This is a genomic window from Streptomyces sp. SCSIO ZS0520, from assembly GCF_025643355.1.
GTDB classification, from domain to species: domain Bacteria; phylum Actinomycetota; class Actinomycetes; order Streptomycetales; family Streptomycetaceae; genus Streptomyces; species Streptomyces physcomitrii.
On sequence record NZ_CP092644.1, the window covers coordinates 3,421,777 to 3,446,409 of the forward strand.

The 24,633-nt window shown below is 68.2% G+C and carries 16 protein-coding genes and 2 pseudogenes; 8 read left to right on the plus strand and 10 right to left on the minus strand.

Translation table 11 applies throughout. From position 1 onward, the window contains the following. Positions 1-53: 53 nt before the first annotated feature. Positions 54-2,684: a valine--tRNA ligase gene (locus tag MID12_RS13085; RefSeq protein ID WP_263167182.1), complete on the plus strand. Its 2,631-nt coding sequence runs from the start codon at positions 54-56 to the stop codon at positions 2,682-2,684. 64 nt (positions 2,685-2,748) lie between these two features. Here MID12_RS13085 and MID12_RS13090 read toward each other — a convergent pair whose 3' ends face one another. The 3 genes and pseudogenes from MID12_RS13090 to MID12_RS13100 form a co-directional block, all read right to left on the minus strand. Further along, positions 2,749-2,961, minus strand: a complete 213-nt coding sequence (locus MID12_RS13090) for a glycosyltransferase (RefSeq protein ID WP_263173593.1) — start codon at positions 2,959-2,961, stop codon at positions 2,749-2,751. A gap of 169 nt (positions 2,962-3,130) precedes the next feature. Continuing rightward, positions 3,131-3,508, minus strand: a pseudogene (locus tag MID12_RS13095) (class I SAM-dependent methyltransferase); the annotation flags it as partial. Between the two features lie 43 nt (positions 3,509-3,551). Beyond that, entirely contained in the window at positions 3,552-4,439 is an 888-nt protein-coding gene (locus MID12_RS13100; protein ID WP_263167184.1) for a hypothetical protein, read from the minus strand. Between the two features lie 87 nt (positions 4,440-4,526). On the opposite strand from MID12_RS13100, the pseudogene MID12_RS13105 reads away from it, so the two are divergent. Together MID12_RS13105 and MID12_RS13110 are read left to right on the plus strand one after the other, a co-directional pair. After that, positions 4,527-5,051, plus strand: a pseudogene (locus MID12_RS13105) (transcriptional regulator); the annotation flags it as partial. A 72-nt stretch (positions 5,052-5,123) separates the two neighbouring features. Beyond that, complete coding sequence (locus MID12_RS13110; protein ID WP_263167185.1) at positions 5,124-6,296, plus strand: serine hydrolase domain-containing protein; 1,173 nt, start codon at positions 5,124-5,126, stop codon at positions 6,294-6,296. A 78-nt stretch (positions 6,297-6,374) separates the two neighbouring features. Here the strand turns inward: MID12_RS13110 and MID12_RS13115 are convergent, their stop codons facing one another. The 3 genes from MID12_RS13115 to MID12_RS13125 all read right to left on the minus strand — a co-directional run bounded on the left by MID12_RS13115 (position 6,375) and on the right by MID12_RS13125 (position 11,027). Next, on the minus strand, positions 6,375-8,075 hold the full coding sequence (locus MID12_RS13115) for a TIGR04141 family sporadically distributed protein (protein WP_263167187.1): 1,701 nt from the start codon (positions 8,073-8,075) through the stop codon (positions 6,375-6,377). Between the two features lie 94 nt (positions 8,076-8,169). Continuing rightward, a complete protein-coding gene (locus MID12_RS13120; protein ID WP_263167189.1) occupies positions 8,170-8,577 on the minus strand; it encodes a hypothetical protein in 408 nt (135 codons plus the stop codon). Beyond that, positions 8,574-11,027 carry an AAA family ATPase gene (locus MID12_RS13125; RefSeq protein ID WP_263167190.1) on the minus strand — a complete coding sequence of 818 codons (2,454 nt, stop codon included), beginning with the start codon at positions 11,025-11,027 and terminating at the stop codon, positions 8,574-8,576. Before MID12_RS13125 ends, MID12_RS13120 begins: the two co-directional genes overlap by 4 nt. 257 nt (positions 11,028-11,284) lie before the next feature. On the opposite strand from MID12_RS13125, the gene MID12_RS13130 reads away from it, so the two are divergent. Both MID12_RS13130 and MID12_RS13135 read left to right on the plus strand, forming a co-directional pair. Further along, positions 11,285-11,464, plus strand: a complete 180-nt coding sequence (locus MID12_RS13130; RefSeq protein ID WP_263167192.1) for a DUF433 domain-containing protein — start codon at positions 11,285-11,287, stop codon at positions 11,462-11,464. After that, positions 11,454-11,840: a toxin-antitoxin system, toxin component, PIN family protein gene (locus MID12_RS13135; RefSeq protein WP_263167195.1), complete on the plus strand. Its 387-nt coding sequence runs from the start codon at positions 11,454-11,456 to the stop codon at positions 11,838-11,840. The genes MID12_RS13130 and MID12_RS13135 overlap by 11 nt, the downstream gene beginning before the upstream one ends. Before the next feature lie 40 nt (positions 11,841-11,880). On the opposite strand, the gene MID12_RS13140 is transcribed toward MID12_RS13135, so the two are convergent. From MID12_RS13140 to MID12_RS13155, 4 genes are read right to left on the minus strand one after another with little or no spacing between them, the layout of a single operon-like run. Then, the gene (locus MID12_RS13140; protein WP_263167198.1) at positions 11,881-15,141 is read right to left on the minus strand and encodes a type I restriction endonuclease subunit R; all 3,261 of its coding nucleotides are present in this window, start codon (positions 15,139-15,141) and stop codon (positions 11,881-11,883) included. Beyond that, complete coding sequence (locus MID12_RS13145; protein WP_263167200.1) at positions 15,138-16,340, minus strand: restriction endonuclease subunit S; 1,203 nt, start codon at positions 16,338-16,340, stop codon at positions 15,138-15,140. Before MID12_RS13145 ends, MID12_RS13140 begins: the two co-directional genes overlap by 4 nt. After that, the gene (locus MID12_RS13150) at positions 16,333-17,973 is read right to left on the minus strand and encodes a type I restriction-modification system subunit M (protein ID WP_263167203.1); all 1,641 of its coding nucleotides are present in this window, start codon (positions 17,971-17,973) and stop codon (positions 16,333-16,335) included. Before MID12_RS13150 ends, MID12_RS13145 begins: the two co-directional genes overlap by 8 nt. Positions 17,974-18,014: 41 nt before the next feature. Further along, positions 18,015-20,126 carry a hypothetical protein gene (locus MID12_RS13155; RefSeq protein WP_263167206.1) on the minus strand — a complete coding sequence of 704 codons (2,112 nt, stop codon included), beginning with the start codon at positions 20,124-20,126 and terminating at the stop codon, positions 18,015-18,017. A gap of 479 nt (positions 20,127-20,605) precedes the next feature. Between MID12_RS13155 and MID12_RS13160 the strand changes: the two genes are divergently transcribed. From MID12_RS13160 to MID12_RS13170, 3 genes are read left to right on the plus strand one after another with little or no spacing between them, the layout of a single operon-like run. Then, positions 20,606-21,331 carry a hypothetical protein gene (locus MID12_RS13160; RefSeq protein ID WP_263167207.1) on the plus strand — a complete coding sequence of 242 codons (726 nt, stop codon included), beginning with the start codon at positions 20,606-20,608 and terminating at the stop codon, positions 21,329-21,331. Between the two features lie 12 nt (positions 21,332-21,343). Next, a complete protein-coding gene (locus MID12_RS13165) occupies positions 21,344-22,117 on the plus strand; it encodes a hypothetical protein (protein WP_263167210.1) in 774 nt (257 codons plus the stop codon). Continuing rightward, positions 22,110-24,572 (plus strand): hypothetical protein, encoded by a 2,463-nt coding sequence (locus MID12_RS13170; protein WP_263167212.1) that lies wholly within the window; start codon positions 22,110-22,112, stop codon positions 24,570-24,572. The genes MID12_RS13165 and MID12_RS13170 overlap by 8 nt, the downstream gene beginning before the upstream one ends. Positions 24,573-24,633 lie beyond the last annotated feature (61 nt).

A 24,633-nucleotide genomic window follows, 5' to 3' on the forward strand; every position in this document is an offset into this window, starting at 1 on the left:
TGAGGCGAAAAGCCAGGCAAGTGTAGGGACGCCGGGCCCATAGAATGGCCGTCGTGACCGACAACACTCAGCGCCCCGACAGCGGGCCGAACAGCGCCCCCGAACTGCCGACCCAGTACACGCCGGCCGAGGTAGAGGGGACGCTGTACGAGCGCTGGGTAGAGCGCGGTTACTTCGAGGCTGACGCGAAGAGCGACAAGCCCGCGTACACGATCGTCATCCCGCCGCCGAACGTCACCGGTTCCCTCCACCTGGGCCACGCCTTCGAGCACACGCTGATCGATGCCCTCACCCGCCGCAAGCGCATGCAGGGCTACGAGACGCTGTGGCAGCCGGGCATGGACCACGCCGGTATCGCCACCCAGAACGTCGTCGAGCGGGAGCTCGCCAAGGAAGGCAAGTCCCGTCACGACCTGGGCCGTGAGGCGTTCGTCGAGCGGGTCTGGCAGTGGAAGGCCGAGTCCGGCGGTCAGATCGCCGGGCAGATGCGGCGCCTGGGCAACGGCGTCGCGTGGAGCCGCGACCGCTTCACCATGGACGAGGGCCTGTCCCGTGCGGTCCAGACCGTCTTCAAGAAGATGTTCGACGACGGCCTGATCTACCGCGCCGAGCGCATCATCAACTGGTGCCCGCGCTGTCTGACGGCGATCTCGGACATCGAGGTCGACTACCAGGACGACGACGGTGAGCTCGTCTCCATCAAGTACGGCGAGGGAGACGACACGGTCGTCGTCGCCACCACGCGTGCGGAGACCATGCTCGGTGACACCGCCGTCGCCGTTCACCCCGACGACGAGCGCTACAAGCACCTCGTCGGTAGGCGCATCGCGCTGCCGCTGACGGGCCGCACCATCCCCGTCGTCGCCGACACGCACGTCGACCCGGAGTTCGGTACCGGTGCCGTCAAGGTCACGCCCGCCCACGACCCCAATGACTTCGCCATCGGCCAGCGCCACGGGCTGGAGTCGCTCTCCGTCATGGACGAGCGCGGTGTCATCACGGCCCACGGGCCCTTCGAGGGGCTTGACCGCTTCGAGGCGCGTTCCGCGATCGTCGCCGCGCTGCGCGCCGACGGCCGGATCGTCGCCGAGAAGCGGCCGTACGTCCACTCGGTGGGCCACTGCTCGCGCTGCAAGACGACCCTTGAGCCGCGGCTGTCTCTGCAGTGGTGGGTGAAGGTCGAGACGCTCGCCAAGGCCGCGGGTGACGCGGTCCGCGACGGCCGGGTGGACATTCACCCCACCGACCTGTCGCAGCGGTACTTCGACTGGGTCGACAACCTCAACGACTGGTGCATCTCACGGCAGTTGTGGTGGGGCCACCGGATCCCCGTCTGGCACGGCCCGAACGGCGAGACCGTGTGTGTCGGCCCCGACGAGCAGCCGCCGAGCAGCGAGGGCTGGGAGCAGGACACCGACGTCCTCGACACCTGGTTCTCGTCCGGCCTGTGGCCCTTCTCCACCCTGGGCTGGCCCGAGAAGACCGCGGACCTGGCCAAGTTCTATCCGAACTCGGCCATGGTCACCGGGTACGACCTGATGTTCTTCTGGGTCGCCCGGATGATGATGTTCGGCCTGTACGCGATGGACGGCGAGATCCCCTTCCACACCATCGCGTTCCACGGCATGGTCCGTGACGAGCACGGCAAGAAGATGTCGAAGTCGTTCGGCAACACCGTCAATCCACTGGACTGGATGGACAAGTACGGCTCCGACGCTCTTCGGTTCACGCTCGCGCGGGGTGCCAACCCCGGTACCGACGTGCCGATCGGCGAGGACTGGGTCCAGGCGTCCCGGAACTTCGCCAACAAGATCTGGAACGCGACGCGGTTCGCGCTGATGAACGGCGCCACGGTCGAGGGCGAACTGCCCCCGGCCGAGCAGCTGTCGGCCACTGACCGCTGGATCCTGTCCCGGCTGAACACCGTCGTGGCCGAGGCGGACGCGTACTACGACGACTACCAGTTCGCGAAGCTCGCCGATGCCCTGTACCACTTCGCGTGGGACGAGGTCTTCGACTGGTACGTCGAGCTGTCCAAGACGACGTTCATGGCTGGCGGGGATGCGGCCAAGGTCTCGGCACGCGTCCTGGGCGAGGTCCTGGACGTGACGCTGAAGCTGCTCCACCCGATCGTCCCGTTCGTGACGGAGACGCTGTGGACCACGCTCACCGGCCGCGAGTCCGTCGTGATCGCCGACTGGCCGACGGACAGCGGGTTCCGCGATGCTGCGGCCGAGGCGGAGATCGAGAGCCTCCAGCAGGTGATCACCGAGGTCCGGCGCTTCCGCTCGGACCAGGGGCTGCAGCCCGGCCAGAAGGTTCCCGCCCGTCTGGATCTGTCGGGTACGCAGCTCGCCGCCCACGAGGCCGCCATCCGGCAGCTGCTCCGGCTCCAGCCGGAGGGTGACGGCTTCAGTGCCACGGCGACCCTCCCGGTCGCCGGCGCCACGGTCGCGCTCGACCTGTCCGGCACGATCGACGTGGCGGCCGAGCGCAAGCGGCTGGCCAAGGACCTTGCCACGGCCGAGAAGGAGAAGGCCCAGGCGGAGGCCAAGCTCGGCAACGAGGCGTTCTTGGCGAAGGCGCCGGACAACGTGGTCGACAAGATTCGGACCCGTCTCGCGAAGGCCGAAGGGGACATCGTCCGGCTGCAGAACCAGATCAGCAACCTGCCGCCGGCGTAGTAGCCAGAGCAGTGAAGGAAGCCCCGGACCATCGTCCGGGGCTTCCTTCATACGTTGGGCACTGCTACGGAATTCCCAAGCCCTCGAAGGGGCTCGACAGCGAGAACTGCCGCTGGCAGGCGACCGTAAGGGCTTGTTCGAGGTCGAACTCGGCCATCCGGATCAGGTCGACGAGCCGGGGCTGCTGGATCAAGGACTCGACGGCCTCCAGGAGGTAGCCCCCCGAGTTGAAGCAGGGGATGACGAAGCTGATCCCCTCGGGCATGCTCGACTTCACGGCATTCTCCCTGTCCACGATCAGGCTGTCCGGTTGGCGGCGATGACGGTGGCAGCAGTCGGCCGTCCGCGGACCTGCGGGTGATCCCCGTGAAGACCTCGAGGTAGTGGTAGTTCGCCCCGCGCGCGTGAGCGATCGCGCCAGCGAGGAGGGACTCGACGTCGCGTCTCGCGAGGTAATGCAGGACGTCCTTGGCGACGACGACTCCGAAGTCCTCATCGAAGGCGAAGTGTTCGGCGAGGCATTCCCGTGCTTCGATCCGGTGGGCCCAATCACTTCCTTCGTCGATCCGCTCAAGAAGCGAGTTGCTGGGGATCTGATCGACGGCTACGACTCGGAATCCTGCGCGCGCCAAGGCGATGGTGTAGGTGCCAGCCCCGTACCCCAGATCCAGAGCGGTACGTGGGGTCCCGTCTCCGATGGATTCCAGGAGCATGTTGAACCGCTCCGAGGTGGCGGCCTGGAGGTTCTCCGCGGTGTTCCGGCCGCGCAGGATCGCGTCCGCGTAGAAGGCATGCACAGATGCCTTCGAAACTGGCTGATTCATGGGTAACTCCTCTGTGGCCTCGTTGGTTTGGAGCAGCCGGGACCTAGAAGGGCACCGCAACCAGGTGCCCCGGGGTGAGCACCGACGAGGCGAGGGCCTCGGTGACCTGCATGGGCCGCAGATGGCTCGCGAGGGAACTGCGCTGCTCGGAGCCGCGCAGCCAGTGCTCCATCAGCTGGCGGTTGCTGTCGCTGTGGAACAGCCCGTCGAACGACTCCTCCGACACGTACTGCTCCTCGGGGAGAAGCGCGGCGTTGGCGCGTGTGGTGACGCGGGCGAAGGCGTCGATCCCGTCCGCGCTGGCGCCGCGCGGGATGTCGTAGCAGTGGACGTGGGTGGAGAACAGCGTCGACAGCTGGGCCTCCAGATCGACGCTCGACGTGCGGCCGTTGACGTTGTAGAGGCTGTCCGGAAGGTCGCCCCAGCTCCGGATGGAGGGGGTGGTCTGCTCGAAAGACAAGGTCCCGAGCGAGATGGTCCTCCCCGTCGCCGCATCCACGAGGCGGAACGCGGAGGTCACATCGGTCTCGCCGAAACGGAAGCCCGCATCCGAGTCCGCCGACCACCATGCACCGCCGTCCTGGAAGCCGCTGGCGATCAGCTGCGAGATGCGCTGGTATTGGTCGATCGGAAAGGCGCCGAAGGAGCTGACTTCCAGCTTGAGTTGGCGCTCGGGGAACACTTCCGCGTTGAGCGACAGGATCTGGGTCGCGAGATCCACGTAGTGGTACGCGCCGTGCATCATCATCCCGTAGCCGTACTTGTACGGGTGATCATCGCGGCTCTCGAACTCCCGCTGGAGGTTCCACACACCGCCGGCGGCCCGGAGATGGAAGGAAGTCAGGGGCGCTTCCCACCGCTCCATCCGCTCCCTGAGCGACGCAACGACCTTCTCGTTGTAGATCTGGTGGTACCGGCTCAGCGTCATCACCGAGTGCTCCGCGGGGGAGTCGGCAGCAACACCGATGAGCTCCGCCATGGTCTTCGTGATGTACGACGGCTTGAACCGGCCGTCGACTCCACCGCCATCGACAACGCCCCTCGCACGCTGTCGCCGTACGCCCAGTCCTTCCTCTACCTGCACAAGGCCGAGGCGCTGTCCCGCGACGGCGACCACGCGAAGGCCGGAACAGCGCTCAACCGCGCCGTGTCCCACTGGGAGCACCACACGACGGAGGAAAACCCGGACTGGCTCAACTGGTTCGGCGAGGCCCAGCTGAAGTCGACCGAGGGCAAGGTCCTGCTGCGATCCGGACAGGTGGAGCGCGCGACGGGCTCCCTTGAGACCTCCGTGAAGAGCGCGGCCCCTCGGGACAAGGCCGTACGCTCCAGCCGCCTGGCCGAGGCCCGGCACGCCGGCGGCGACCTGGACGGGGCGCTCGACGCCGCCAATTACGGCACCGAACTCCTGGAGAGCAGCGTCAGCTCCGTACGGGCACTGGACCGCTTGAAGGAGTTCTCCGCACACCTCGAACCGCGCAAGTCCGTCCCCGATGTCCGTGAGTTCCGCGATCGGCTTCAGGCCGTGCCCGTCGCGGCGTGACCGTCACCTCTCGGACTTCGGCGCCGAGCCCACCCCTTCGGAGGTAGTAGTCCGAATGCCAGGATGGGTGGCATGACGACGATCTACGGTGAGGTCGCGGCTGGGTTCGAACCGGTGCGTGAGGCGTTCGCGACGAACTTCTCCCAGCACGGGGACATCGGCGCGGCGGTGTGCGTGTACCAGTACGGCCGACCGGTGGTGGACCTGTGGGGTGGCATCGCCGACCCCGAAACCGGTCAGCCGTGGACGCGGGACACGCTGCAACTCGTCTACTCGGCTACCAAAGGGGCGACCGCGACTGCGGCGCACATGCTGGCCGAGCGCGGCGTGCTGGGCCTGGACGCGCCGGTGGCGAAGTACTGGCCGGAGTTCGCTGCGAACGGCAAGGCGGACATTCCAGTGCGCTGGCTGCTGTCCCACCAGGCCGGCTTGATCGCACTGGACCAACCGGTGCCGTTGAACGAGGCGTTGGCCTGGCACCCGATGGCGGCCGCACTTGCCGCTCAGCGTCCCCAGTGGACTCCGGGAACGGCGCACGGATACCACGGTCGAACCTGGGGCTGGCTCGTCGGCGAAGTGATCCGCCGGGTGTCCGGCCAGATGCCGGGCCGCTTCTTCGCCGACGAGATCGCCGCACCCCTCGGACTGGACTTCTTCATCGGACTGCCGACGGATCAACGCGACCGGGTCAGCCGCATGGTGTACCAGCGACCGGCCGTCGACCTCACCACCGTGCCCGCCGAGTCGGTTCCCGAGGAACTCCGCGAGCAGGTTGCCGCGTGGCGGGATCCGGAGTCATTCAGCAACAGGGCATACGCAGTTACCTACCCCGCCGCGATCGATTTCGGCTCGCCCGACGTGCAGGCCGCGGAACTCCCGTCCTCCAACGGCATCAGCACTGCACACGGACTGGCGCGCATGTACGCCGGGCTGATCGGCGACGTGAACGGCGTGCGCCTGCTGGCCTCGGAGACCCTTGCCTCGGCGACCAAGGAACAGGCCAGTGGGAAGGACCAGGTGATGCTGATCCCGAGCCGGTTCAGCTCCGGGTACATGCTGCCTACCGAGACCAACCCCATGATCGGGCCAAACTCCTTCGGTCACACGGGCAGAGGCGGCTCACTTGGTCTCGCCGACCCGGAGCACAGCATCGCCTTCGGCTATGCGATGAACAACATCATCGGGGGCCTCGACGACCTTCGTGCGACGTCACTGGTCGACGCGGTGCGAAAGTCGCTGGCGTAACAGCTGGCATCGCTGTGGCGCCGAGATCCGGAACGGCTCGCCAGCCACGTCGGTGTACGTCGTTACGGTGCGCGGCGGCTACGCCGCCAACCGCCGAGTGCCAGTCGAGGTGGCGGCCGACGGGGTGGAGGCGATGCCGACGACCTCGACCTGGACACCCCATGTTTCGAGCGTCCTGGCCGTCTGTATCAATGTGGCCTGTGAGAACGGGAACAGGGTGTCGGCAGTGAGGTCGGCGCCGTCCTTCAGCAGGATTGCGAAGACGACCTTCGAAGGCCGGAAGTCAATTGGTAGACCGCGCCCTTGCCGGGCGGCGGCCACCTTCTCGGCGAACCGTTCCCTCCCCTCCGGGGAGTTCCGCAGCGTCTGTACGGCGACGAGCGCCTGACCGAAGAGATGGCTCAGCGCGTCGGAGCCCTTGGCACGCTTCACCATGACCAGGACATTGTCCGGGCTCAGCAGGTCGCAGATCTCCACACCGTTCCCACGGTGCAGCTCGGTCTGCACGTTGTCGCGGTCGAAGCAGACATACCCGGGCCGCTGGTCCGGCACGGACGCGTTGTAGGTGCGCTCCTTCTCTCCCAGGACCCACGGGGGCAGGTCGACAGACGGGGTGTCGGTGATCAGCCGTTCGGCGTGCGAGCGGATCGCCTTCAGGTACTCCTGGTCGATCTCGTACCAGTGCTCGTCCATCAGAAAGAACCGGCGAGAGTCGAGAAACACTTCCGCCTCGATCCAGCGGAGCGCGCTGGACGTCCAGATTTCGTCGGCCCGGTCGACGCGGTTGTGCCGATAGAGCGTGACGGTTCCTTCCCGGAGCGCGGCCACGCGGCTGCCTGCACGCTGGATGCGGGCACGGCAGAGGACGTACTCAAGGTCGAAGTCGTCGGTCGACCGGCCGGCCGAGGAGCTGTTGATCCTGGCCCTGAACGCCCGGGCGGCCATGTAGTCGTCCCAATGGTCGGCGGGGACGGCGAGGCTGATTCTCCCGTCGGGTTCCTGACCCAGAAGGTCGTCGAGCATGGCTTCCAGGCGGGTGACAAGGCTGGGGTCGTCGACGGGCACGACGTGTTCGACGAACTCCAGCTCCGGACTCGGCTTCTCCTCACGCAGGACGCGGGCGATCGCACGGATGTCGGCGATCAGGTCGGCGCCCTCCACACCGAGCCGCATGCGCAGGCCGGCGCCGCCCTCGGCACTGGAGATCTTCCCCGGGTTGTCCCGGGAGATGGTGAGCGGGATGTTGTCCAGGTGGCCGCCGAGGCGGCGCACGATCTGCGCGTGCTCGACGATGCCCAGGCTCCACACCGAGGCTCCGCTCGGGATCAGGGTGATGTCGGTGCGCCCTCCGCCCGGGGTGTGCGATACCAGGTCCCGGATCTTCGCGGGGTCCACCCGGCGGGACGCGAAACTCAGCCCGAAGCGGTGGTCCTTCAGGTAGTCGGGCACCAGGCGAAAGCCCTGGTCGTAACCGATCGCGTACACCTCACCGTCGACGGCCAGCATCAGCAGGCCGGCCGAGCGGTTGACGGGCCGTGACACCTCGATACCCGTCGTTCGGAAGATCTCGTCGCACCAGCTCGCCACAGGCTGCTCGAAGCTGCCGGTGACCAGGATCGCCGGTACACCGAGGTTCTCGGGGACGTCGAAGTCCGCGTGGACCCTTTCCAACTGGTCCGCGTCCAGGGCGTCGAACATCGCGTCGACAGTGGGAGGCACGCCTCTGAGCCGGTACAGGGTTCGCTTGGACGTACGGGCCGTCATGGTGCTGCTCCTCATTCTGGTCTTTGTGGACGGCCGCGATAGCCGTCCTCGTGGTGTCGTTCTCACGTGTGTCTCCTCCCGGCAGCGACTCTCCTGGCGCCGATGCGGGTCAGAGGGCCAACAGGGCGATGATCGCCGCGACTTCGGTACGCCAGTCGCGGACCTGGTCCTCCGTCGGACCGATCTCGTACTGGTGGTAGTGGCATCCCAGGCAGAGCTGGCTCCACACGGCCTTCGCGCGGCGGGCCGTTCCTGCTTCGGCGCAACCGCGGAGCCAGAGGAACGCGGCCCGCTGGGTGCCCTCCCGGATCGCGCACGGCGCCCGGTGGACGGTGAGGCGGTCGGCGACCGCGCTCTCCAGCGCGACACGGAGGGCGAAGGCGGCACCTCGACACCGGCTCGCCGTAGTGGCAGCGGACGCGGCGGGTACGGTCGTGGCAGCGGGCGTGGCGGGCTCGCTAGTGTCCGTGAGGAGCAGGTCGGCGGTGTCGAGCAGCTGGCGGATCGTCTGGTTCACGGCCCCTCCTCGGGCTTGCGTACCGTCAGGGCGACGGCCTTGATGTCGTCCACGAAGCGGTGGGGGTCCGGCATCGAGGTGCCCGACGGGTGGGCACCTTCCTGGCACTGCCGGACAACGTCCACTGCCCTGGGGCCACACCGCCTGCGCAGCTCGCGGTAGACGTCACTGGCCCTCTTCGCCGGGTCCCCGAAGAGCCCCAGGGCGGCGATGTCCATCAGCGTGACGGCCCCCGCGACGGTCTTCTCCGCCTCGTGTTCGGCCAGCCCCGCCCGGTGCAGCCGCAGCCACGCAGCCTCAGAGAAGGCCCGTTCCAGGACAGCGCGGCAGAGGCTGGGCAGTACATGGGTCATCGCGACCGGCGGGAGGTTTCGCGTGCGGATGAGGGCGCGTGCGTCGGCCAGTGCCTGACCGACCGGATCGGTCACCCGGTTCACGGTCACCACGGACCGGCCCGTCCGCTCCACCTCCAGTACCGTCACCGGGAGTTCCTGGTTGGTGAAGGCTCGCTGGAGCCGCGTGTCGTGGGTGAAGACCACGACCTGCCGGGTCTCCCCGAGGTCGTGCAGCACCTTCGCGAGGCCGTGGACCTTGGCGGGATCCATGGACTGCACGGGGTCGTCGATGACGACGAACCCGAAGGGGCTGTCCGGCGCGGCGGCGCGCGGCAGGAAGAGCGAGAGCGCGAGGGAGTGCAGTTCGCCCTGGCTCATCACACCGAGGGCCGCCGCCTCGGTGCCGTCGACGGACACGTCCATCACCAGCTTGCGCACGGTGGCCTTCTCGCTGCCGGTCAGGCGTACGGAACGCAGGTCCACGTTGCTCTGCTGGCGCAGCTCCTCCCAGATCCGCTGCGAGAGGTCCTCGAACGGCCGCAGCCGCTCCTCGCGCAGCTCGGCACGCGCCTCCTTGAGCCACTTACGGGCCGCCCTGACCTGGCGCAGCCGGGGCCTTCCGGCGTACGCGGGCCGGGCCCGGTCGAGGCAGGTGACACAGGTGCGCCACTCCTCGTCGAGCTTCTCCAGCTCCCGCAGCGCCTCCTCCCGCAGCGCGGCGCAGGCGTCGGCGAGGACGAGCGCGGCGGTCTCGGCACGGGCGGCGAGCCGCTCGGCGTCGTCGAGCACCCGGCACGCCTGCCACTCCTCCCACGGGTCCACGAGCGGGGCGGGCAGCCACGCGGGGACCGGCGTGACGAGGTAGCGGAGGGCGTCCACCGCGTCCCGCAGTTCGGTGCGGGCCTCCCGCGCGGTCGCGGCCTCCTGCCACAGACCGGCCACCTGCTCGGCGGCCCGCTCGGCCCACGCCTCGTCGAGCGCCTGGTCGGACCCGCACACCGGGCAGGTGCCCTCGTCCTGGTGCCGACGGCTGTGCTCCAGGGCCTTCGACAGCAGTTCCGCACGCTGGTGCGCGTCCTCGGCACCCGAGGCACGTACGTCGTCGAGTACGGCGACGGCCTCGCGCAGCCGGTCCACGGCCGCGCCGACCGCGCCGAGGTCCGGTCCGGCCAGCGCGGCGGTCGCGCGCAGTTCCCTCAGACGGCCCTCGTCCGCGTCGGGCAGCGCGGTCACGAGGGCGTCCAGCTCGGCGAAGTCGGGGTCGCCCGCCTTGCCGACGACCGCGAGCGCGCGTACCGCCCGCGGGTCGTCCAGTGTGGACAACGCCTCGGCGAGTGCGGGCCGTTCGGCCGCGACCTGCTTCAGCGCGGAGTCGAGCGTCTTCTCGATGCCCTGGAGCCGCTCGTCCGCGTCGGTCAGTTCGCGCAGTCCGAGGATGGCGGCGACCGAGTCGTACTGCTCGCTGGGCCTGCCGTTGAGAACCTTGTCGAGATCCGCGTACGACAGGAAGGGGCTGTAGTCCTTCAGGGCCCGCTCCCACCCAATGCCGGCGAAGGGCCGACGGCCGTGGCCCGGCCGTCTGAACTCGACCTCGGGGGCAGTGACGTCGTCGCCGGGCCAGGTGCACGTCAGAGCGGACAGCCGGGGGTCACCCGCGAGAGCGAGGCGGACCTCGACCTTCGGGTCGGCCCCGTCGTGCAGGTTGCGCCAGTGCCGACGCCACACCTCGCCCCGCTGCTTGTCCAGGCGGGCGGTCCGGCCCGTGAGCGCCGTCTCGGCGCCCTCGGCGAAGCTGGACTTCCCCGAACCGTTGCGTCCCACGACGAGGGTGACGCCGGGCTTCGCGGTCAGCGGAAGACGCGCCTTGCGGCCGATGCCGCGAAAGCCGTTGACGCTGATGGAGTCGAGGAACACCCGCTGGTCCGGGTGCGGAGCGGCGGGGGTGCCGGAGGACTCCGTCGCCGTGGCGCCCAGAGCCTCGCGCAGGAGTGCCCGAGGTTCCTCGGCAAGCGCCGAGCTTTCGAGACGGGCGGTCAGGCGCGAGAGCGTCGAGGAGGCGCCTCGGCCCTGGTCGTCCGTTCCGTTCGGCTCGTTCTGTGCGGGGTGTTCCGTCATAGTGCTCTCCGCCCTCCGCGGTCGGTTCCGGGTCCGGCCTCCTGCGGTGAGCGAGAGGGTGAGCCTCCGGCTTTGTGCGAGCCCGGTGTGACGGAACAGACGTTAGAGGCGGGGAAGTTAGTCAATCCATGTTTTCACTGATAACCAGGGTTATCGAGTTAGCCACACCATTGACGATAGGCCGTTTCCAGGAGTTCCGAGCCAAAGACCAACTCCGCGCGGCTGGGGCTGAGGCAGTACCCGGCCTCCGTCCCATCGTGATCGACCCGCGATTCGGCCACGGTCTCCCCGTGGTGGCCGCCAACCGCGTCGCGGTCCAGGCCATCACCGACCTGTGGGAGGCCGGGGAAACGGTCGAGGACACCGCGTACGACGACGACATGACGCCTGAGCAGGTGGACGCGCTCTGCCGGGCCGTGGTGCACCTTGCCGCCTGAGTTCTTCCTCGACCGGAACCTCGGTCGCCGTGTCGCGGAAGGACTGAGAGCCTGCGGGTGGACGGTTCACCGCATCGGGGACGTCTTTCCTGACGACGGGCAGGACGTTCCGGACGAGGAGTGGATCACTTACGGTCTCGGCCGGTCCTGGGTCCCGCTGTCGGAGGACGGGCGGATCAAGACCCGGAATCTGGAGATCCAGCCCGCCCTGGAGCGCGAGGCGGTGCTGTTCTACCTGGACAACCAGCAGCTTCGCACCGTCGAGGTGGTCGAGCGTCTCGTCGTGTGCCGTGACGCCATCCACCGGGCCGTCGAGAAGGGCGGCCCGGCGGCATACGCCGTACGGCACGGCCGTGTCGAGCGCACCTGGCCGTGACGGGAGGGTGCTCCTGGTGACCGCCCTCCCATGTGCGTTGCTACTTCGCCGAGGGCGCCCAGAGGGCGGCCACGATCTCCATCTGCTTGAGGACCAGGTCGACCGCCTCGCGCTCCTCCTCCGGCGGGTAGTCGAACATCGCCAGCACGCGGCGGATGCGGGTGCGGAGCTTGGCCCGGACGGGTTCGCGGGAGAGCCAGTCGACGGAGAGGTTCTTCTGGATGTCCTTGACGAGGGCACGGGCGATCTCGGCGAGGCTGTCGTCGCCGCCCTCCATCACCTCGGCCATGTCGCGGTGGGCGACGGCGTCGTAGAAGGCCAGCTCGGCGTGGCTCAGCGGCGGGTCGAACCGCTCGCCGCGGCGGGCCTCCGCCGACACCTCCCGTGCCAGGGCGGCGAGTTCGGCGATGACCTGGGCACTGGTGAGCTGCTGGAGCATGTAACGCCGCATCAGGTCGTTCAGGCGCTCGGTGAAGCTCTCGTTGCGGACGACGTTGTGCTTGGTCACTTCGCGCATCTTCTGCTGGATCATGCGGCGCAGGGCTTCGGTGACCAGGTGCGGGGTCTCGGAGTTCTCCAGCTGTCGCAGCTGCGCCTCGTTGAGACGGGTGATGTCCAGCCGGCCGATGCCAGCCTCCGCGTACAGGTCGGTGATCCCGTCGGCGTCGACGACCGAGGCGGCGAGGGCTTGCAGGTAGCGCTGGACCTCGGCGCTGAGCGGCTCTCCGTTCGCCTCGCGCTGGGCGGCGTCGAGCTTGATCATCCAGGCGCGGACCTCGCTGAAGAAGGCGATGTCGCGGCGCCAGCCGTCCAGGTCCTCGCAGCGCTCGGCGATCTCCTTACTCATCGCGCAGACCCGGTAGAAGCGATCCAGCCGGGCGGCGCTGTCCTTGAAGCGGACGGAGAGCGGCTTGGCGGGGGGCTCGACCTTGTTCCCCGGGTTCTTCGGGTCGCGCAGGAAATCGGCGGTCAGGCGCAGCGCACGCTTGCGGGTGTCGGGGCGGCCGGTGTCGGCCAGCCACTCCTTCCAACGGCTCCCGGCCAGCAGGCCCTTGATGGTGGCGATCTCGTTCTTGACCTCGGTGACGGCCCGTTCGATGTCCGCGCCGAGGGTCTGGTCCTTGCGGTCCTGGTCCGAGTACTCGCGCAGGGCCTTGGTGAGGTTGTCGGTGAGGGGCGCGTAGCCGACGAGGAGGCCGTCCTGCTTGCCCCGGAAGCGGCGGTTGACGCGGGCGAGCGCCTGCATCAGGTTGGCGCCCTGCATCGGGCGGTCCATGTACAGGGTGTGGATGGGCGGGGCGTCGTAGCCGGTCAGCAGCATCGAGTGGACGATGAGCAGTTCCAGCTCGTCGTCGGGGTCCTTGGCGCGCTTCTGGACGACCTTCTGCTGGGACTTGCGCAGCGAGTGCTCGCGCAGGTGCTCGGGGTCGGAGCGGTCGCCATGGAAGACGATCTTCATGACACCCTTGTCGACCTCGTCACTGACCCAGCCGGGCCGCCGCTCGGCCAGAGCGTCGAAGACCCGTACGCAGATCTCGCGGGTCGCACACACGATCATCGCCTTGCCGGAGGAGCCGATGTCGGGCTTGACCAGCTCGCGGCGCTGCTCCCAGTGGGCGATGAGGTCGTCGGCGAGCTTGGCTATGCGATCCTCGGCGCCGTAGAGCGTGTTCATCGTCGTGGCGTACTGGATGGCTCGGCGGCGCTCGGCGTCGTCCATGCCCTCGGTGAGGGTGTTGGCCTGCTCGTCGAGCGTGTTCGGGTCGACGTCCTTGGGCAGGTCGACCTTGATGACACGCGGCTCGTGGAACACACGGACCGTGGCCCCGTCGTCGACGGCGCGCTTCAGGTCGTAGATGTCGATGTACTCGCCGAAGACGGCACGGGTGTCGGCCTCGGCCTTCGAGATCGGCGTACCGGTGAAGGCGAGCAGGGTGGCGTACGGCAGGGCGTCCCGCAGGTGGCGGGCGTAGCCGTCGAGGCTGTCGTAGTGCGAGCGGTGGGCCTCGTCGACGATCACCAGGATGTTGCGGCGCTCGGAGAGAAGGGGGTGGGACTTGCCAGCCGCCTTCTCCTCCTGGCTCAGGCCGAACTTCTGGAGGGTGGTGAACACGATCCCACCGACGTTGCGCCCCGTCAGCTCGGCGCGCAGTTCCTCGCGGGTGTCGATCTGTTGAGCTTTCGCCTCCAGCAGGGACTCGCTGTCGAGGAAAGTGTCGTAGAGCTGATCGTCGAGGTCGTTGCGGTCGGTGATGACGACGATGGTGGGGTTGTTGAGCGCCGGGTGGCGGAGGACGAGCGCGGCCGTCTCCACCATCTCTTCCGACTTGCCCGCGCCCTGCGTGTGCCAGACGACGCCGGCCTGACCGTTTGTCCGTGCCGCCTCGACGACGGCGTCCACGGCCTTGTTCACGGCGAAGTACTGGTGCGGCTTCGCGATGCGCTTGCCGGTCAGGGGCTCGCCCGGCTTGGGCGGGGGGAAGTTGACGAAGTTGCGGGTGAGGGAGAGGAACCGGTCCTGCGTGAACAGGCCATGGAGGGCCAGGTTCAGCGCGTCGAGGCCGTCGTAGCCGGGCTCGTTGGTGTCGACGGGCTTGCCCGCGTGGTTGACGTTCCAGGGCGCGTAGTGCTCGTACGGCGTGAACGCTGTGCCGTACTTGGCGGTTATGCCGTCCGAGGCCAGGCACAGGACGTTGTAGCGGAACGCGATCGGGAACTCCGATACGTACGCCTGGAGTTGGGCGTGCGCCGACTTGAGGGTCGCGTTCTCGTCGGAGGCGCTCTTGAGTTCGATGACGGCGAGGGGGAGGCCGTTGACGTACAGGACGATGTCGAAGCGGCGGTGACTGCCGTCCCTGTCTCTGACTGTGACCTGGTTGACAGCGAGGTAGCTGTTCGCTTCAGGGTCCGTGAAGTCGACGAGGCGGACGGTGGGAGTCTGCTCGGCACCGAACTCGTCGGTGTAGGTGAGGCGGATGCCGGTAGTCAGATACTCGTGCGCCTGCTTGTTCTCCGGGTACGCCTCTCGGGAGGTGGGGTCGGTGGCGATGCGAAGGGCTTCGTGTACGGCGGCGGCCGTCAGCTCCGGGTTCAGCTTCTCGATGGCTGCCTGGAGCTCGTCGTGGAGGATCAGGTCGTCCCAGTCGCGGCGGTGGCCGGTACCGGGGGCCAGGTCTTTGCCGGGCTTGGTCCCCCAGGAGAGTTGGGCGAGTTCGTCCAGGGCCAGGTGCTCCCAGGTGGACTCGGTCATTTTGGCGTCGAGGTGGGCGGGGGTGGGGTCGCTGTTGCCTTCGGTGGTCATACGGCGTCCTCCACGATCTTCTCGGCGTCTCGGACTCGGAGCTTGCCGGACATTAGTTGGGGGAGGAGGGCGTCTCGGAGGAGGGCAAGGGCGCGGGACTCTCTCTGCCGTCCAGCGGCCAGTTCATTGAGCATACGAAGCTCGGCCGCTGTAGGATCGTCGCGCATCTCCGGTACCCGGACCTCAAGTTTTGAGATGAGATCGGTCGAGAGGCGACCAGCACCAATACTGGTCTCATCGACCATTTCCATGATTTTCGATGTATTTGACCGAACGGCATGGAACAGCAGGTTTGGGTCAATTGATGCGTCCGGGATCAGCGCCTTACAGTCTTGCCCAAAGGCAACTTCGCACTGCGTAATGCCAACGCGAAACTCACTTTTCAAACTTGAGCCACGTACCACAAAGATGATGGTTTCTGCGGGAACCATCCGGGTTCCAGAAACCGACCCCAGATCAGTCAATTTGCGATCCGAGTCGTCGATCCATGGGGACTTGAGGCTGAGTGCCGAAATCCAAGGGATGCCTCCACCCCAATAGGATGACTCGCTCGTCTTCGGCGTTCCTCCAGAGAGCCAACGCGCGGCGGAACCGAGTGTGACAGCGCGCCAGCTGTCGGAATCAGCTGCGGCTCGGTAACGCGATTCGGCAAGGTCGAGCGCGGTGACGGCGATGCGCTCATTGGCCGCGATCTTGTCGTCCAGCGCCCCGAGTACACCCGCGATCCTCCGCTGCTCCGCGATATCACTAGGCACACTGAGCGGAGCGGCGACCAGTGTGGTTGCGCTGGCGTTGGGCTGCGCCGACTTGTCACCGAGCACACCGCGCACGTAATCCCAGAACTGACCACCCTTGAGTGCATAACCGATGAAGCGCGAATCATACCTGTCCGAGATTTTCAGCCGGACGAGATACGAAGCGAAAACAGCATCACTGGGAACTGTGTCCAGCCACCTACTCACACCTGTGGTCGCCCCCGTTCGGGCAATCACGATGTCTCCGGGCGAGACACGATACCTCTCAACCTGCCCCTCTGACACAGCTACGAAAGGAACATCATTCCAGGAAAAAGAATCCCCTACAATGTCCGTGATCCGCAGGAATCGGGTACCAGTTTCCTTTGACGAAGCACTTGCAGTCAGCCCATAGTCAACGGAATTGCAAGCGTCTCGCAACCGAATCATCGTCCATTCAGTCATCAAGCTTCTCCAACTGCTCGCGCACGACCGCGCCAAGTCGCACCGACTCATCTAGCTGAGCAAGCAGCTCCTTCGTCAACCGGGCGATCCGCTCCCCCACCAGCTCCGCGTCCGGGTCCTCCTCAACCTCCGCCGCCCCCACATACCGCCCCGGCGTCAGCACATAGTCGTGCTTCTCGATCTCCTCCAGCGTTGCGCTGTAGCAGTAGCCCGGAACGTTCTCGTAGGTAAGGCCCTTGTCTCTCGCCGACTTCGTGCCCCGCCACGCGTGATACGTGTCGGAGATCTTCTCCAGGTCCTTTTCCGTGAGGAGGCGCTCCGTACGGTCGACCATCGTGCCCATTGCGCGCGCGTCGATGAACAGCACCCGGCTCCGCCGGTCCTCCAGCGCCTTCGCGCCCTGCGGTGACTTGTCCTTCGTCAGGAACCACAGGCAGGCCGGGATCGCCGTCGTACGGAAGAGGTTGCCCGGAAGGGCGATCATGCAGGAGACCAGGTCCGCCTCGACCATCGCCGCGCGGATCTCGCCCTCGCCCGACTGCTTTGAGGACATCGAGCCGTTGGACAGGACCACGCCCGCGCTACCCCTGTCCCCCAGCTTGGAGACGATGTGCTGGAGCCAGGCGTAGTTGGCGTTCGACTGGGGTGGGGTGCCGTACCGCCACCGCCTGTCGTCCGACTTCCTCGCCCAGTCCGACATGTTGAAGGGCGGGTTGGCCATCACGAAGTCGGCCTTCAGATCAGGCAACTTGTCGTCCGCGAACGTGTCCGCCCAACGGTCGCCGACGCCCTTCGGGTCCATACCGTGAATGGCGAGGTTCATCTTGGCCAGGCGCCACGTACGCTCGTTGGCCTCCTGGCCGTAGACCGCGATGTCGTGCGTGTGGTCCTTGCCCTTGCGCCGTTCGACAAACTTGCCGCTCTGCACGAACATGCCGCCCGAGCCGCACGCCGGGTCGTACACCCGACCCTCGTACGGCTCCAGGACCTCGACGATCAGGCGGACCACGCTCGCCGGCGTGTAGAATTCGCCGGCCCGCTTGCCCTCCGCCCGCGCGAAGCGCTCCAGGAAGTACTCATACGTCTCGCCTAGCACGTCCTGTGCCGGGCGGTCGCCATGGCCCGTGAAGCGCGCGTCGCTGATGAGGTCGACGAGTTCCTTCAGGCGCTTCTGGTCGACGTTGTCGCGGTTGAAGATCTTCGGGAGGACGCCGGTGAGGGTCTTGTTGGCCTTCATCACCTCGTCCATGGCCGTGTCCAGGAGCGCGCCGACACCGCTCTCCGCACTGGCCGCGTTCTCGGAAATGTGGTCCCAGCGGGCGGTCGGGGGCACCCAGAAGACGTTCTTCTCCGTGTACTCGTCCTTCTCCTCCAGGAAGGCCGCCCGGCGGTGCTCGGGGATCTGGGCCAGCTCGGGGTCGGCGGCCAGCTCCTCACGGCGTTCGGTGAAGGCGTCGGAGACGTACTTCAGGAAGACCAGGCCGAGCACGAACTCCTTGTACTGGGCGGCGTCCATGGAGCCGCGGAGCTTGTCCGCGGCCTTCCACAGGATGTCCTGGATCTCCTTGGTGCTGGAGACACTGAGTAGTTCGCCCTGTCCGGCGGCTGCCGCGGCTCGCTTGCGGGGTGGCATCGTTCCTTCTTCCGACTCGTCGGTGGGTGGGTGTGGATTGGTTACGTGCGGTTGATGGTTCGGGCTTCGCCGAGGGTGAGGGTGCCGTCGGCCAGGCCCGCGACCGTCAGGCGGCGGGCCTCGGCGAGCGCGTCGGACTGGGTGCGCAGCAGGCGTTCCCGGCGTTCAGTCTCGGCCAGCAGCGTGTCGAAGCGCAGGACCTCGTCCGGGTCGAGGTCGGGAAGCTGGTAGTCCTCGATACGGCGGGCGGGGCGTACGGCGCTGGGGCTGCGCGCAGTGCCACGGGCCGCGCCGAGCAGGGCCGCGAGGACCCGGGGGGTGAGCGGGCGGGTGGCGTCGGCGTTGACGCGGAGCACGCGGGCCGGGAACGCGACGACCGAGAAACCGTCGTGGTCGACGTACACGCCGAGGCGGGGCGCGAGGGTGTAGACGACGTCACCGGGCTCGGTTAGCGCCGCCCGTTCGTAGGCCGTCGCCAGCAGCAGGCGGTCGATGCGGCGGTCGCCCACGGGTCGTTCGCCGGTGATCTCCTCGGGACCCAGGACGGTGTGGTGGCCGTCCCGGGTGAGCTGCTTCTCGTCGATACGGTGGCCGGGGAGGCGGGTCACCCTGCGTGCGGTGATCAGCTTGCCGAGGGTGGTGCGCCTGGGGAGGCGACCGACCCTGCGCATTGCGGCCCCTCGGTAAGGGCCTCGCTCGTCCTCGTACGCCCGGGTGTCCGCTGTCGCGCGCTCCAGGCGGGCTTCGGCCTCGGCGATCAGGGCGGGGCGTTCGGTGACCTTGTCGGACCAGATCGCGGAGGCGGGCGGCGCAGGTGGGGTCAGGGGACCGCCGAAGGCCCGGTCCAGGTCGGCGACGGGGACCACACGGCCGTAGCGCGGGTCGTGACCGTCGAGTCCTTGGAAGCCTTCTGCCCGCCAGAGGAGGACGTCCTCGGCGAGCCGCATGCGCACACCCGGCGTGAGCTGTTCCGAGCTGATGTCGGCCAGTAAGACCATGCCCTCCGCCTCCCGGACGGGACCGCGTGTGAGCGTCCACAGCGCGGGACGGTAGCCGGGGCGAAAGGGCAGGACCCCGCCGGGAAGTGCGATGATCGACTCGACGATGTTCTCGCGCAGGAGGGCCGAGCGAAGCTGGGCGGCCTCGGTGCTCTTCAGTTCGTCGACGAGTGCGTCGGCCGGTCCGAGGACGAGGGCCGTGCAGCCGGGGCGGAGGAGGTAGGCGACGCGTTCGAGCTCCGTCAGGACGACGGCTACCGAGCGGTCCTCGCCGGGGCGGTACGGGAGCTGGGTGACGACGAGGTCCGGGTCCGCGAAGCGTTCCTCCAGGTCGGAGCCGGTCTGCACGTCCAGGTCAAGTTCGCTTACGCCCGCCAGCAGGAAGCGGCGGCGGGTGATGCGGGTGAGCCGGTCGTCGGGGTCGGCGGCGAGGACGGTGACGCGGTCGCGGTCCTCCGCGTCGTCGAGGAGCGCGGCGAGCAGGTCGCCGGCGCGGGCGTGCGGGTCAGCGAGGGTGAGGGACTCACCTCGCTCAAGGCGGACGCGGAGGTCGGTGAGCTGGGTGAGCAGACTCCGCAGCTCCGGGCTGACCGCGTCAGCGGCGAGGGAGTCCAGCCCGAGCCGGGAGCGTGCGGCGAGCAACCACTCGTACGCGCCGCGCTCGTCGTAGGCGGATTCGACCAGGTCCTCGGCGAGGCGGGCGAGTGGGGCCGCCGTGGCGTCGATCGCGCGAAGCTCGCGGAGTACGAAATCGTCCTCGGCGTCGATCCGTTCGGCTCGGCGCAGCAGCGCGGACCAGAGGGCCTCGTCGGCTTCGGCGTCGGGCGGGGAGGCCGGGGAGACGTTCGCATCGTCGGCAAGTGGCCGGCCATCGAGCCGGCGCAGGCACAGCAAGCTGCCCAGCGTCTCGACCAGCTGCCACGGCGTGAAACGGTCCCGCAGCGCGATGATGCCGAAAAGGGCCAGCTCGGATCGCAGCTCCTGCGGGGCGGCGTTGCCAAGGCCGGAGGCGATCAGCCAGTCGGTCACCTGTGCGCCGTCGAACAGCGGCCGTCCCGAGTTCTCGGACACGGCGGCGGGGAAGTCCGGGTGGCGTCGGCGCCAGGTGGACACGACAGGGCGCTTCACCCGGGCGAACGTCGCGATGTCGGCCATCGACACCAGGAGGGGCAGCGGCCCTGGGAAGCGGAGTGCTGGGTCCGGCAGACCAGTGACCACTGTGCGCATCCCTCCCCCGCTCATCTATCGTCGCATCAGCCGCTTCGGCAACCAGGCTGGGCCTTGTCTCACGTCACGGCTCCGCTTGCAGCGGATTCCCGCCCGACGCCACAAGACGATACGCCGACCCCGGCAACGCGAGTGCAGCTTCATTTGATAATGGCGGTTATCAGACCCTGGATGCATAGTCGCCCCATCGAGCTGTCTCGACCAGCTGGGTGATTCACGTCCGAAGTGTCACTCCCCCGAGAGATGCGCCAGAATGACGGATCAGTTTCCCGGCTGAACAGCACTGAGGGGGTGGCAGCGGGAAATGGTCGAGCACAGCCGCGGTCCGTCTTGCCGAAAAGGGCTCACTGCGCGGCGCACCCACCGGCCAGCGGCGTTCAGCTGCTCTCGGTCCGATGGTTGAGCGCATGGTCGCCATCGGTGGGAAGGGGCAAACACCGGAGCTCGTGGACGGACCGGGCTGGAGCCGCCCCGGACTGGATGTCGCCGCGGGCCGTTATCCGCTCTCGGTGGAGCGGCATGTGGGGCGCATGGTCGATCACCTGGTGCCAGGGGTGACCACGTTGACCCCGCACGCGCGTTACTACGCTCTGCACGGGCTGGTCGCGGCGCAAGCCGATGCGGAAGACCTGACGGTCCCGGCTGCCCAGACTCTGCTGCGCCGCGCGGAAGTGGCGTTGGCCGCCCTGTCGTTCGCGCATCACCCACAGGCTCTGGAGTGGCTGCCGCGTGCTCATGGGGTCGATGCCCTTGCCCGGCGGCTGCACTCCGGAACGGTCACCATGTCCGAGGCCGAGGGCCCGGGCAAGAACGGGTACGTGGGCAACTCGTGGGGGTTCTGGGCACCGTACGCCGGATCCGAGGTCGCGCTCGGCATCCTCGGTGCGGGCCCCATGCCGGTTCCCGGACCGCGGTTGGAGACCGCGGCACTACGAGCGGGGCTGGGCGCGCTGCTCGAACTGGCCGCCGAGGACACGCTGAACGTGGATGATCTCGCCTCCTTCGGGGACCGGCTGTGCGTATGCGCGGGCGGTGAGCATCCTGATGGGGAGTGGCTGGCGAACCTCATGTGCGAGCCCGGTGGGCCGGCCGAAGCAGGCTCCCGCTCGGCAACGCGACGCCAGACGATTTAGCTTCTGGCTCGTGTGATCGCCACACATCCCGTCCGATATTTCACCCGCGACATCGGCCATGTGCTCGCTTTCGGCGACTTCCTGACCACTGATCCCGTCACCAGCGGCATCGACGCGGCCGGGGCCTGGCGCGGAGTGGTGCTGCGCAATTACTCCGTCGGGGCCTGGCGCCGCCTGTGGTCCTGGCTCGTGGAGCAGGTCGACGGGCTGGTGCCGATCGAGGAAGTGGCCGACCGCTTCGCCGCGGAGCTTCCCGACATGACGGTGGACGCCTTCCTGTCCTCCCTTCCCGCGACGCAGAGCACGGTTGGAGCGCCGTTGCCCGCCGAGCACGACCTGCGGTGGGCGGGTGATCCCTTGCCTGTCGCCGAGTTGCGAGTGCTCGCCGCCAGTGCCCGTCGGGTGGACGAACTCACCGGTCGGGTCCGGGACGCGTTCCTCGGCCAACGCGGTGTCGAACTCGGCCCGGAATGGGTCCAGCGGCGGCTTGACGAAGCCCGGGCCATGAAACTGCGCGATGTCGCCCGCCGACTCACCTACGACCTGGTGGCGCGATCGCAGCGGATCGCGCTGGCCAAGGCCCGCCGACGTGCTGACGGCACGCTGTGGTTACCGACCCGGCTGCACGAACGGGGCGGGCTGCTGTACCGGACAAGCCAGGAGGGGCGCGGTGACGTCGGGCTACGGCTGGACCAGCTCGGGACGGTGCTGGCCACGTGCGGCGTACTGCACTTCCACGACCAGCGCTGGTCAGTGACCAGTAGCGGGAGGGCACTCGTTGACTGAGACCGCAACCGCACCGGTCGTGGTGGAGCCATCAACCGCGTTCGCCTCTCCGCTGACCCTCATCCTCGACGAGGAGCGCACGGGCGGGCGGAGCCTGGAAGAAGCCCTCTTCCTAAGCTTCACCGCCGATCTTGGCTTCTTCGAAGAGGTCGCCCTCGGCGTCACCCAGGCCACTGGCGCACGCGTCACGGTGGCGGGAGACGTCTCCATGGCCCGGAACGATCCCCGCTCCGTCCGGCGGGCCGGCCGCAGCTACCTCGCCGGTCTGGCATACGCCCACAGTGCCGCGTTCCATCCCAAGCTGATGGTCCTCGCCGGACCGGAGCATGCCACCATCGCCCTCGGCTCCGGCAACACCACGCTGGCCGGGTGGCAGGCCAACGCCGAACTGTGGACGGTTCTGCGGGTGGACGGCGAGCAGAGTCCCATTGCGGTTCTGGAGCTGTCGGCATGGCTGCGCGACCTCCCGGAAAAGGTGAGGTTCTCCGCCGGAGTGCCACAGGCGCTGGGTCGGGTCGCAGCACTGCTGGACCGGCTCCACCGGGACAGGACACCCACGGCGCCACAGGTTCGCGTCGTCAGCAGCCTGCGTTCGCCGATCATCGATCAGCTGCCGCAGGGGCCCGTCGACGAACTCGCCGTGTTCGCGCCCTTCTACGACCGGCGCTCGATGGCACTGCGGCGGCTGCTCGAACGCTTCCGTCCGAGCCGGTTCACTCTCGCCTACCAGCCCGGACTCAGCGATCTCGACGGTCCGTCGGTAGCCGCCGTGGTGAAGGAGTACGACGGACGCGTCATCAGCGACAACGACCAGCGGTACCGCCACGGGAAACTCGTCGAGTGGGTCTCCGAGGGGCAGCGGTGGGCCCTGACCGGCAGCCCGAACCTCTCCGCCGCGGCCCTGCTGCTTTCCCAGGGCGACGGCGGCAACTGCGAACTCGGCATCATCACCCCCATCACCGCCACCCTCCTTCCGGACGGTACCGACGAGCCCGCTGCCCGGCTGAACACGGCCCCGCCCCTTCCCCGCCCCATCGCCAGCAGTGGGCCGCTGCTGCTCGGTGCCCTACGGGTACCGGACGGCCTGGAGATCAGCGTGGCCCGGCCCCTCTCCGACACCACTCACCTGGAGTTGTCTCAGGCCGCAGCACCGCCGGAGGCATGGGAGCGCATCGCCGACATCCCGCCCGGACAGGCCACGCTGACGGTGACGGCTCCGGCCGATGCGGGCAGCCGTGTGCGCCTGGTCGTAGTCGACAGCGACGGCGTACCGAGCTTCGGCAACATCGTGTTCGTCGTCGACCCTGACCGCACCCTGCGCCGAATGACCCCGACCCAGTCCCAGGCCCCCACGACACGGCCACCCGACCTGTTCGCGGATCCCCGGCTCGCCGAACGATTCCTGGGCGACCTGGAAACCCTCCGCACGGGGCTGACCCCCACCCCAGCGGGCGTATCCGTGAGCAGCAGCACTGGCGGTGCGGTCACGACGGCCCCGCTGGACGGCGACGAGGACGGCTGGGAGCGCTACCTAGACGAATGTGCCGGGCGTGTCGGACACCCGCTCACGCGCTTCGCGCTGGGGCTCCCACTGCCCGCTGACACCAGCACGCCCTTTCAGGACCTGCTGCCCGTCTCCTGGGACGAGCGGTTCACCGACGACATCGAAGCCGCCCTCGACGATGACGACGCCGAGGCCCTGGCAGCAGAGCACGACCCCGAGGCAGCCAGTGCCGAAGCAAGCAGCACCGCCACCCTGCCCGACCTCCGGCAGGCCGACCAGGAAATCCGCCGCAGATACCGGCGCTGGGTGGAACGCCTCGTCGCCCTCGCTCCCCACCTGGGCCCTCCGGAGCGCATGCTCGTCGTCCGGCTGACCCTGTGGACCGTCGCGGCAGGCGCCTGGCCTCCGGCACACACCGACTGGCTGCCGCTGCTCTCCCACGCCGTCCGCGCACTGAACCGAAACGATCTCCCCGAGCGGATCGAGCCCCAGGTCGGCAGCCTCGTCGCAGTCGCCCTCGCCGTGCTCCGCAGCCACGCCCCACGCTACGAGATCACCCCTGAGACACTCGCCTTCAACGAAGCCTCCCAGGCAGTCGGCCACCTGCTTCCCGCAGTGGACTCTGCGTACGTCGCGCAATACACGGCGCTGCTCGACACAGCCTTCGGCCCGGCCGTCGACCAAGCCGCCGTGCTCGATGTCGCGTCGGACGTCGTCCAGGACGATCCCCTCGCCGACGCCGTATGGTCCCTCACCGAGAAGGGACGCGACGTACACCGCCACGGGCAACTCCTGCTCCATGTCACCGGCCGCTTCAGCAACCCCGCGCTGGTGGCACTCGAAGCAGTCGGCGCCGCCGAGGATGCGCCCCTGGTCGGGGCCTGGGCCGACTCGGGCTCCGGCGGAGGAGCCTGGGCGCTGGTCGTCTGGCGTCGGCCCGACCTCGTGTAGTCGATGCCCGCAAGGCCATTCCCCTCTGGCGGCATTACCGGCTCACCGGGCTGGTGGGCCC